This is a genomic window from Terasakiella brassicae (assembly GCF_014641495.1).
In the GTDB taxonomy this organism is placed as follows: domain Bacteria; phylum Pseudomonadota; class Alphaproteobacteria; order Rhodospirillales; family Terasakiellaceae; genus Terasakiella; species Terasakiella brassicae.
The window spans coordinates 40,520-51,418 of record NZ_BMHV01000023.1 but is presented as its reverse complement, the minus strand read 5'-3'; the positions used below and the strand labels follow the sequence as shown (position 1 = coordinate 51,418).

7 protein-coding genes are annotated in these 10,899 nt (G+C 50.6%); 5 read left to right on the top strand and 2 right to left on the bottom strand.

The genetic code is table 11. The features are described 5' to 3' along the window. Positions 1-126: 126 nt before the first annotated feature. Entirely contained in the window at positions 127-876 is a 750-nt protein-coding gene (locus IEW74_RS14015; protein ID WP_188666298.1) for an NRDE family protein, read from the bottom strand. A 117-nt stretch (positions 877-993) separates the two neighbouring features. Between IEW74_RS14015 and IEW74_RS14010 the strand changes: the two genes are divergently transcribed. After that, positions 994-1,359, top strand: coding sequence for a DUF1476 domain-containing protein (locus tag IEW74_RS14010; protein ID WP_188666297.1), 366 nt, complete (start codon positions 994-996; stop codon positions 1,357-1,359). A 153-nt stretch (positions 1,360-1,512) separates the two neighbouring features. Further along, positions 1,513-2,784, top strand: a complete 1,272-nt coding sequence (locus IEW74_RS14005; RefSeq protein WP_188666296.1) for an adenosylmethionine--8-amino-7-oxononanoate transaminase — start codon at positions 1,513-1,515, stop codon at positions 2,782-2,784. A gap of 1 nt (position 2,785) precedes the next feature. Here the strand turns inward: IEW74_RS14005 and IEW74_RS17515 are convergent, their stop codons facing one another. Next, on the bottom strand, positions 2,786-5,677 hold the full coding sequence (locus IEW74_RS17515) for a PD40 domain-containing protein (RefSeq protein ID WP_188666295.1): 2,892 nt from the start codon (positions 5,675-5,677) through the stop codon (positions 2,786-2,788). Between the two features lie 210 nt (positions 5,678-5,887). Between IEW74_RS17515 and IEW74_RS13995 the strand changes: the two genes are divergently transcribed. From IEW74_RS13995 to IEW74_RS13985, 3 genes are all read left to right on the top strand, one after another. Next, complete coding sequence (locus tag IEW74_RS13995; protein ID WP_188666294.1) at positions 5,888-7,591, top strand: peptidase domain-containing ABC transporter; 1,704 nt, start codon at positions 5,888-5,890, stop codon at positions 7,589-7,591. Then, a complete protein-coding gene (locus IEW74_RS13990; protein ID WP_188666293.1) occupies positions 7,588-8,883 on the top strand; it encodes an HlyD family type I secretion periplasmic adaptor subunit in 1,296 nt (431 codons plus the stop codon). The genes IEW74_RS13995 and IEW74_RS13990 overlap by 4 nt, the downstream gene beginning before the upstream one ends. A 74-nt stretch (positions 8,884-8,957) precedes the next feature. Next, positions 8,958-10,769 (top strand): TolC family outer membrane protein, encoded by a 1,812-nt coding sequence (locus IEW74_RS13985; RefSeq protein WP_188666291.1) that lies wholly within the window; start codon positions 8,958-8,960, stop codon positions 10,767-10,769. The last annotated feature ends 130 nt before the right edge of the window (positions 10,770-10,899 follow it).

Genomic DNA, 10,899 nt, shown 5'->3' with positions numbered 1-10,899 from the left:
TCGTTTGATAGAGTTTTTGCCATAAGGGCTGGCCTCCTTATCCAGCCCTTGAATTGAATCACAAATCATCCAGAAAGGGAATCCCTTACGATTCAAAAGCTATGGGAGCTGCTCTAGATTAAATCCCTATTTTTCCAAATCGACGATCGTAAACTCCACCTCCGATGGCTTGCCGCCGCAAAACTTCCAAATGGGTTTACGATCTTTTTGCCACGGTTTTGGCAAGGCCAGCAAGGAAGACGAAACGGTTTGAAAACCGAAATCCGTTTCAATTTGCATGGCGCTGCGCGGATTTTCCAAACTTTTACGGCTGCCTAACAGCGCTTGCCATGCCATCCAGTCATCGTTTTCCGGTTCTGGGGCCGGGGCGCTTCGAAAACGCGGCAGATGCAGTTTCAAACGGTCTGAATGTTTGGTATCGTTTAAATCATGTGCCGACAACATCGACAGACCATCCGGGATTTCATCCGTCTGGATTTGCAAACCATCACTTTTAATCCACCACGCGCTTTCATGGTCGGCAATAATCATATTGAACGGACGGTAGGCTTCAGGGTTTAAATCTTCCAATGATTCTGCCGCTAAATCGGCTTCGGCATGATCCAGAGCTTCTAACGGCAATTCCCCCCGGGATCGAAAATCAGGGTGTGCGCCCAGCGTCCCCACCCGGTTCAAGACACAGGCCACAACACCATCGTCATTGATGCCCATCCAGGTGCCGCCCGCCAGTTCATCACACCCCGCAATGACGTGGGGATATTCCGGCCAATGACGATCCGGTGGCGACCACGGGCGATCTTTCATTTCATCCCGGTTTGCCCCTAATAAAAGGGGCCAGTCATGGTCGGGGCGGCGTAACAGGACAACTGTACACATGTCATTCAATCTTTTCGTTAAATTTGTCTTTCATTATCGCATAGTCCCTTGTGTTGACCAGCAAAATGCATATATTTTTTATAAGACTATAATCACAATATGAAATGGGGACCATCAATGAGTGACATTGCACGCACAATCCGGGAACGCGAACAGGCGTTTGAAGCCCAGTATAAACTGGATGAAGAACAAAATTTTAAAATCCGCGCACGACGCGACCATCTTTTCGGAACATGGGTTGCAGAAAAACTTGGCCTGCAAGGGGAAGAAGCTCAAAACTATGCCATTGAAGCCGCACAACTTGATTTGGAAGAAGCCGGTGATGGTAACTTAATCGAAAAAGTCATCTCTGATCTATCCCTTGCCGGACGGAATGTTTCCAGTGACGAAATTCTGACGGCCCTGACCTCCGCCTTAAGCGATGCACAAAAATCCTTTGCCAGCGAATATCCCAACGCACTGGATCAGGATCACCATCTATAACAAATGGATCGTAAATATCTTTTGCAAATCAAAACCCCGCCTGTCTGCGCGGGGTTTATTCTATCAAAGACAGACCTTGCATCGCACCGCTTTTTTACGTTACCAACACCATAGGCTTTTTCACATTCCTTCGAAAACAGGACGCGCATTAATATGACACAGCCCAAATGGTTCACAGACGGCTTTCCCCACATTTGGCTTCCATACAGTCAAATGAAAACGGCCTTGCCCCCCTTGGCGGCAAAATCCACACAAGGCTGCACCATTACCCTTGCAGACGGGCGTGAACTGGTGGACGGTATCGCCTCGTGGTGGACGGCTTGTCATGGGTATAACCATCCCCATGTATCACAAGCGATCAAGGATCAGGTTGATGTCATGCCCCATGTGATGTTTGGCGGCCTCAACCACGAACCGGCCTTGAAACTGGCAAAACGTCTGTCCGATATGCTACCCGGTGATTTAAACCGTGTCTTTTATGTCGACTCCGGTTCTGTTTCGGTTGAAGTCGCCATGAAAATGTCCATTCAATACTGGATTAATAAAGGGCAAAAGGGACGTTCCAAGTTCGTCTCTTTCAAAGACGGCTATCACGGGGACACATTGGGTTGCATGTCCATTGCCGACCCGGAAGAAGGCATGCATCACGTCTTTAATGATGTTCTGTTTGACCAATTTGTCGTCGATGTACCGCGCAGCCAAAATCAGCTTAAAGAATTTGATACCTTTCTTGCCAAGCACAAAGGCGAGATTGCCGCTGTCATTACCGAACCATTGGTTCAGGGCGCAGGCGGCATGAAAATGTTCAGCCCGGATGTCTTAAAAAGCATGTGCGATACGGCACGAAAACACGATATCCTGTTTATTGTTGATGAAATTTTCACCGGGTTCGGACGCACCGGCACCATGTTTGCCATTGATCAGGCCGATATTGTGCCCGATATCATTTGCCTGTCCAAAGCCTTAAGCGCCGGTATGTTGCCACTGGCCTGTGCCGTTGCCCGCGATCATATTTTCGAGGCTTTCCTCAGTGACAGTTTTGATGATGCCTTGCAACATGGTCCAACTTATATGGCCAACCCGCTGGCCTGTGCCGCCGCCAACGCAAGTCTCGACCTGTTCGACAAGGAACCCCGTCTGGAACAGGTTCAACAGATCAATCGCAAACTACGCAATGCCCTTACCCCCATGCAATCCATCAAAGGGGTGCGCGACATTCGCATTCTCGGCGCAATCGGAGTTGTTCAAGTCTGGGATATCAAGGATAGCAATTGGTTGAAAGAACGCTTCATCGAAGAAGGCGTCTGGTTACGCCCGTTTCGTGACATCATCTATATGACACCCGCCTTTACCATCAGTGATGATGAACTGGATAAACTGACCGGGGCAATGGCACGCGTCCTGACCCAATGGTCCAAACTTTAAACTAATTTGCCTCGTCAATATCGCTGGCGTTGATGGCTGTCCCGGCACCGATATTGGCAACAACAGAATAGCCGCCACTGGCGGTGCCATTGGTGTCAACATACAGATTACCTGTGTCATCAACCACCACATTGGCACCGCTGGCCGCATTTGTCCCGTCATAGGTGCCCGTGATTTGTTCAAACGTCATGGTCCCCGGTGCAATCTGAAATGTTGCGGTGTCCAAGGCGATTTTATCCTCTCCGCTGGTGAAATCAGTAATGACATCATTCCCGTCCCCAAAACGGAAATAGAAAATATCGTTGCCAGCCCCGCCTGTCAGGGTGTCGGCCCCCGCGCCGCCCCAAATGGTATCGTTCCCGGCTCCGCCGTCAATCAAATCCGCCCCGCCGTTGCTATCTGTTAAAAAAGGATTGGAGGCAATAAAGACATCATGTACTGAAGTCGTCTTGGTGTTCAGCAATCCACTGTCACCAGAGATAAACATAATCATTTTTCCATCCCCGGAAATATGCGCATTATGGGTATCAAACCCCGTTGGATCACTCCCCAATGCTTTACTAACTGAACGAACATCCCCTGTCAGCATGTCCTTAATAAAGATATCACCATTTATCCCGTCCGGGTCACTAAAGCCTAGCAGGTCCGTTGCATTGGAATGAAAGACAACATAGCGCCCGTCATCGGATACCGATGGGGAATAACTGCCATTATCGGATTCACCCCCGCCGGCTTTTTCGGTCACTTTCACCGTTGTGTCGCTCAATGTGTCGCGTAAAAATACATCGCTGAACGCGCCGCTATCCGCGCCCCCGTCCAGATTTGTCGCATCGCTTTGAAAAACAATAAAACGCCCGTCAGAAGACACTCCCGGTTCATAGGAATTCCCGCCTGTGGCCTCGCCGCCGCCTGTGTTGAGAGAGGCCCGCGTTGTGGTGCCATCTGAAATTTTATAAATAAAGATATCCTGATTGCCATTCCCGTCACTGGCGACCAGTTCATCCGCCCAGCTGGAATAAATCACATATTGCCCATCCCCGGTAATCGCCGGCTGAAAAGAATCAAGGGTGCCATCTGCACTGTTGCTTGTTTCTTTACTGACAAGGGTCAAGGCTCCTGTTGTCAAATTCTTTAAATAAACATCAATACCGCCTGTTGCATCATTGGGGTCAAGGTTTGTCGCCGCCGTTGAAAAGGCAACCAGATTGCCGTCATCGGACACAGAATATTGATCCACCCAACTGCTTGCTTCCGTTACACCATCCTCATCAACCGACACTTTCACCAATGTTTCGGTCGCGATCTCGTAACGATAAATCTGTGCGTTGGTATCACTGGAGGAAACCGCCAAATCAGTTGCGTTGCTGGTAAAAAACACATAGCGCCCGTCCCCGGACATTTGTGCATTATATGACCCGCCTGTGGTTGAGGTCGTCCCGTCTACTTTTTTGGACACCAATGTGTACGAACCACCGGCATCACCCACTTTATTCAAATCACGTAGATAGACATCGCCATATCCATTGGTGTCGTTTGCATCCAGTGCTTCAATCGTCGTATAGGCAATCTGGTCTTCATTCTGGCTGGTAATCCGGTAATTGCCGATATCCATATCACCACCGCTGGCTGTTTCCTGACCTTGATCATTTGTGGAAACCCGCCCGATGATCGGCCCATCGCCATAAATGATATCGTCGCCGCCTTCCCCCAAAATGGTATCGTTCCCTTGTTCCCCAATGATCCAGTCGTTACCATCCCCGGCCAAGATTGAATCCGCACTATCCGTGCCGACAACCTGTTCTGGCGCACTGGTGCCGGAAACCTCATTCGGGGGCGATGTATTTGTGGGTGTGGTCGTTGTTTTAGGATTGGTTGTGTCTGTCGTTGTTTGCGGCACAACCGGATCAAGGGTCTGCTTCAGTAAATTGAAAGGATCTGTCGGTTCAACACCAATATCACCGGTATGATCCGCAGGTCTAAATATATCCCCCTCTTCACCACCGATCAGGTCAAAGTCACCTTCTTCACCAACAATCGGTTCATCCATATTGGAAAAAATATCGACCTTGTCGTCCTGTGGGGCAAGGTCTTCGCCATTTCTGTCCTCTTGCTCACCGGGGTCTTCGCCGCCATCTTGTGAGGCGTCTCCATCTGCTTTGATCTCTTCGCCATCGACATCCTCGCCAGCGTCTTTGTCGCCTTTTTCTTCACGCCCTCTATGCGGCGGGGGCGGCATAACGGACAAGGCCGTACCGTACATTCGTTCAATCTGTGCCATATTCAACACAATCGGTGGCGGTGGCGGGGCAAACCCACTGGTCATCGCAATGGACTGACCGGGTTGGTTCAAAACCTGAACACCCGCTTCATTGCGCACCACGATTTCGCCGATTTGACCATCGGCCTCGGGCATCAGAGTGATTTGGTTTTCCTGCCCTTCCGGTGCTGCCACACCGGCCCCCTTGGTCCCGCGAATACCAATGGTCGCCACCGGTGTGTTTAAAACCATCGCCTCATCTTGTGTTTTGGCGATTTGACCACTGACAAACGAGAAAACCCCATCGGCAATACTCAGGGCCATTGAACCGCTTTCCCCGGCCGGATCATAGACCATTTCGTCAACAACCAGTTGCGCACCGCCCCCCAACGCGATGGTTGTATCATCGACAAAAATAAGACCAACACTGCCTTCATCGGAAACTTCCAGTGTGTCCCCCATAAAAACATGATCGCCTTCCGACAAGGTCACAGTTTCCCCGTCCATGCGACGCACACTCAGGCTGCCGTTCAGGGTTTCGACTTGCCCGGCGGGCTCACTGGCCCCGGCGAGCTGTGCCAACTGTACGCCTTTTTCCCCAAATGCATTCAGGTCAAATAATATCTCTTCAGGCATGGCCTATCCCATCTCGGTAGCGCAATCGGATTTTTTACAAACAATAGACTGCAAGTATATCCTGTTCTCCTCCGCCCATCAATTATCGGTTACGTGAAGGTTTCCAAACATCACCTTATTGGCATGCCGCCGATCTTGATTAACCGATTTTAAATTCTTTTCTGTCAGTTATTGCAGGTTGCAACAGGTGAACATCAAGGATAAAAGCACATGGAACAAGATGGTGAAAAAGGGCTGTTTCGCAGTATCTTCGCCCCCCTTTTCCCCTTGTTAGGCGAGATTTTCGCCGCAACCCTCGTCATCAATATATTGGCCTTTGCCATTCCCGTTTTTGTCTTACAGGTCTATGACCGTGTGATTGCCCAAGCGGGCCTTTCCACCCTGCAAGGCCTCGTCATCGGGATGGCCGGGGTCATCATTTTTGATTTTGTCTTACGCCAAGCCCGTTCCGGCCTGCTGCAACATGCGGCCATGCGTATTGATGCCACCCTTGCCAAACGCCTGTTTGAAAAATTCACCCGTATTCCTTTGCGTATTCTGGAACATCGCCCCAGTGCCTTCTGGCAATCGCTTTTTCACGATGTCGATAATATACGAACGGCCCTGTCCGGTATTGCCGCCATTTTGCTGGCTGATTTACCTTTCAGCGTGATCGGGATTGTCTTAATTGTTGCCTTGGCAAAACCATTGGCATGGGCGTTGTTAATCATCGTGCCTCTGTTCATTTTGCTGGCGTTTGTTTCCAGCCTATCTGCACGCAGTTCCACGACTGAAGAACGCAGCGCAACCATGCGCCGGGATGCCCTCGTCTCGGAAATGATTGCCAATCGCACCACGGTCAAGGCTCTCGGGCTTGGGTCTTACCTGGGGACCATCTGGGAAGAGCGGCAGGCCCGTACCATTGACAGCTCCATCCAAAAGGCCGCACGGGCTGATCGTTATCATAATCTGGCCAAAACATTACTGCTGTCTTCTACCGTGACCTTAACCGGGTTTGGGGCCATTGCCATTATCAATCAAGAACTGACTGTCGGGGCCTTGATTGCCGCCAATATGCTGGTTTCACGCATCTTGCAACCGCTTAACCAGCTTGTCTTGCAATGGAAAGCCCTAAGCGCGGCGCGGCAATCTTTTCACCGTGTTAAAAAAGTACTGGATTACCCTGAAGATAGTCAAAACGCCACATTAGACCTGCCCCGTCCGCAAGGAAAAATCATACTGGAAGGCGTTTCCTACAGTTTTGGCGATCAGGAAAATGCCCCGGTTCTGAAAGGGGTCACGGCCAGCCTTGGTGCCAGTGGATTACACGCAATTGTCGGCCCGAACGGCAGCGGGAAAAGCACGTTATTAAAACTGATGCGCGGCTTATACACTCCACAGGCCGGGCGCATTTTGCTGGATGAGGGCGATATGATCCAGTTCAGCGAAGCCGAAAAGCTCAACTGGTTTGGCTATCTGCCACAAGATACCCGCCTGCTCAGCGGTACGATCAAAGACAACCTATCAATGGGAATAACCGTCCCCAGTGACGAAACCATCGCGAAAGCCACAAAAACCATCGGCCTGCACGATGAAATCATGGCTATGAAAAACGGTTATTCCACACAGGTTGGCGAACATGGGGAAAACCTGTCCGGCGGTTTGCGTCAACGCCTTGCACTGGCACGGACATTGGTCAATGATCCGGTTGTTCTGTTGCTGGATGAACCGTCAAATAATCTGGATAGCCATGCGGAAATGGCACTCGCACGCCTTTTGAAAAAACTGTCTAAATCACGCACCGTTATTATGGTAACCCATAGCATGACATTGCTGGAAGCCGCCGACAGCATCATGGTTCTGGAACGTGGGCAAATTCGCGCCGGCGGCAAGGCGCGCGATGTTCTCTCCCGCCTGAGAGGAGCACGACCATGAGCCGCCTCAACGATATCGTCACCAAACGTAAAAAATCACCTTGGTTGTATCCGTCCCGCTTCATCCTGATCTTGCTGGTTGGCCTTGGATACTGGATGAACACCACCATGATCGACGAAGTTGCCATTGCACCGGGCAAGGTTGTCCCGCAAAGCAAGGTCAAGACCGTACAACATCTGGAAGGCGGTATTATCAAGGAATTGAACATTCGTGAAGGCAGTGCCGTTAAAAAAGACGACCCCCTCATGGTGCTTACTCTTGGAGTGGGTAAACTGAACCGGCAGGAACTGCTGACAGAACTGGAAGGTTTACGCCTGCTGGAAGCCCGCCTCATGGCGGAAAGTGCGGATAAAAACACCATATCCTTTCCGGCCGAAATCGCGGAGCAACGCCCGCAAATCGTGCGGCGTGAACAAACTACTTTTGAGGCCAAGCGATCTGAACTTTCCGGTCAGATCAGCGTTATTCGCAAACAAATCAAACAAAAAGAACTGGCGATTGAATCCTTTCGCACCAAACGGGCCGCCGCCACCAATAAGCTGGCGATCACACGGGAAAGTCAAAGTCTGACCGAAGATGCCATGAACAAAGGCATGGGCATGCGCGCGGAATATCTGAGCCTGAGTTCCCAAGTTGAAAGCCTGCTGGGCGAGATCCGCACCATTGATGCTGAAATCCCCGCCGCCCGTGCCGACATCGAAGAAGCGCGCGCCCGCCTAAGCGAAACCCGTCTGAAATATAGACGCAAAGCCTCCGAAGAACTCGGCAAAGTTTCGCGCGAAATTTCCCTGATTGAAAAAGTCCTTGGCGAAGCGACAGAACAGGAAAAACGCACCGTCATTCGCGCCCCTATCGATGGGACCGTCAAGAACCTGAAATACACCAACACAGGTGCGGTTGTGCGCCCCGGTGAACCCATCATGGAACTGGTTCCCTTGCGCGACAGCCTTGTGATCGAAGCCCGCCTCAGCCCGACAGACCGGGGATATGTCCAGGTCGGCCTGCCTGCAAATATAAAAGTATCCGCCTATGATTTTGTGCGCTATGGGGCTTTGCCCGGCCAAGTCATCCAGATTGCCCCGGATACGGATAAAACCGAAAACGGCCTTCCTTTTTATCGTGTGATTATTGCAACCGAACGCACGCACTTGGGCGATGGTCAAAAATTATACCTGCCCATTACAACCGGGATGGAAACACAGGTTGATATTGTAACCGGTAAACGCAGTGTGCTGGATTTCTTTTTGCGTCCTTTGTTACGGTTGAAAGATGAGGCATTTCGCGAGCGTTGATGTTAAGGGTATTTTAAACCTTGTCGTTTAATTTGGGTTCAAGTGGGAATCTGAATCATCCATAAGGGCAAAATATGGGACCGGGTCTTAAAAAGTTTTGGCGCAATACCACCAGTGCACTGGTTATGTTAAGCGCAATCGGGTTCAGTACCGAACTACAGGCAAACCCGTTGGCGAGTGAGCTGCAATATCTACTGGAAAACTACCCTGCCATTCAGTCCAAAGCCTCGCTCACCGATGCAGCACGTGAAGATATCAAAGCGGCCTATGCCCTGTCCGCCCCTGTCCTGGCTGTCAGTGGCGATGCCGGATATCAACATACCGACCAGCCGGGCAATAACGATTTACGCACCCGTGCCAATGTCACAGCAACCTATAATTTATTTGACGGGCAATATAGTGCCTTTGAACAGCAATCCGCCGAAATCACCCATAAAAGCAGCGCAGCCGATTTGGACAATACCCGCCAGCGCATCTTATTTCAGGGGATACAGGCGTACCTGAATTTGGTCCTGCAAAACAAACTGGTTGAAATTTCACAAACCAACGTCAAGCTGGTTGAACAGATCAAAACGTTCATTGAGTCTGAGTCCAATGTCGGGCGTATGTCACAAGCCGATTTGTTACAGGCGCGCGCCCGTCTTGCACAGGCACATGAAGCCCTCGCTGCCTATCAGGGTGCGCAACGCCAAGGCCAAAACCGATATTACCATCTGTTTCAACGTGTCCCACCCGCAGAAAAAATGATGGATCCTTTGACCCCATCCGAAGTGGTACCGGAAAACCTTGAAGAAGCCATTCGCCTTGCCCGCAAACACAATCCGGTTCTGCAAAGTGCCGCTTTGTTGGCCGAAGCCTCTTCTGCGCGGGTGGGGTCGGTTGAATCTGCGCTTTATCCCCGCGTAGACCTTGAGGCCGCAGGCGATGCAAAATATAACGTCGACGGCGTGGATGGTTCTGAAAACGAGGCAACCTTGCTTCTGAAACTGAACTGGAACCTCTTTGATGGCGGTCGGGTGAAATCCCAAACTCAAGCGGCCGCCCTGCGCCATAATGCCGCGATGATGGATTTGCGCAGCAAACATATGGAAATTGAGGAACAGGTCCGCAATGCCTTTTCCACCATTGAAACCCAGCGCCAACGCTTTCGCACCCTTCAGGATGCAGAGGCTATCGCACATGAAGCCTTTCAGGCGCGTTATGACATGATGGCAAGCGGTAAAGAAACCATTATTACAGTCTTGGATACAGCACTGGAATTACTGAATGTCCGCATTGCCGTTACCTCGTCAGACTACACATACCGTTTGGCAAATTATCAGTTATTATTGGCGACCGGACAGTTAAACCAAACCTCCATTGCGCAACTGGTTGTGGAAGGTAAATTGCAGCCTGCTGTCGCCGATGACACACACCTCTTGCAAAAATTGCTGGATGGGGAAGCCATTCCCGCCCCACAGGATACCCTGAGCCCCCCATCTACACCGGACCTATTGCAAGCCTCATACGACGATATGGCCCCCATGCAATTGGCAAACGACACCTCAGGCTATAATGATATGGCTGCCTTTGAAGCCGCACACGGTGCCCCTTACAGCCCGGAACTGGCCCCGGAAACGGGGCCGACAGGACCGATTGAACTGGGACCGGCTGCCAATGATGCGATGGGATATTATGTGGTTTTAGGCAGTTTTTCCGAGCCCGCTTATGCACAGGACCGAATTGCACTGGCGGGAATGGATAGCGCCTTTATGAAAGCCATTAACGTCAACGGATCAACATACCAGCGCGTGCTGGCAGGTCCCATGAGTCAACTCGAAGCCGAAGCCGCGCGCGATCAAGCCAAATCACGCGGTATCCCGGATAGCTGGATTTTACGCCAATAAACCAACCGCGTTTATTGGCTATTCAAACCTATCCTAAAAATTCAATTAATTATGCTTTTTATTATTTTTACTTGTTTTCCGCAATTGAAAAATTAACCTTTGCCGCCTACAATCTCAGACTGAAAAAAGA

Bases quoted from the DNA above. Each gene is read 5' to 3' on its own strand.
- IEW74_RS14015 (WP_188666298.1), bottom strand. From the start codon at position 876: ATGTGTACAGTTGTCCTGTTACGCCGCCCCGACCATGACTGGCCCCTT.
- IEW74_RS14005 (WP_188666296.1), top strand. From the start codon at position 1,513: ATGACACAGCCCAAATGGTTCACAGACGGCTTTCCCCACATTTGGCTT.
- IEW74_RS13985 (WP_188666291.1), top strand. From the start codon at position 8,958: ATGGGACCGGGTCTTAAAAAGTTTTGGCGCAATACCACCAGTGCACTG.
- IEW74_RS14010 (WP_188666297.1), top strand. From the start codon at position 994: ATGAGTGACATTGCACGCACAATCCGGGAACGCGAACAGGCGTTTGAA.
- IEW74_RS17515 (WP_188666295.1), bottom strand. From the start codon at position 5,677: ATGCCTGAAGAGATATTATTTGACCTGAATGCATTTGGGGAAAAAGGC.
- IEW74_RS13990 (WP_188666293.1), top strand. From the start codon at position 7,588: ATGAGCCGCCTCAACGATATCGTCACCAAACGTAAAAAATCACCTTGG.
- IEW74_RS13995 (WP_188666294.1), top strand. From the start codon at position 5,888: ATGGAACAAGATGGTGAAAAAGGGCTGTTTCGCAGTATCTTCGCCCCC.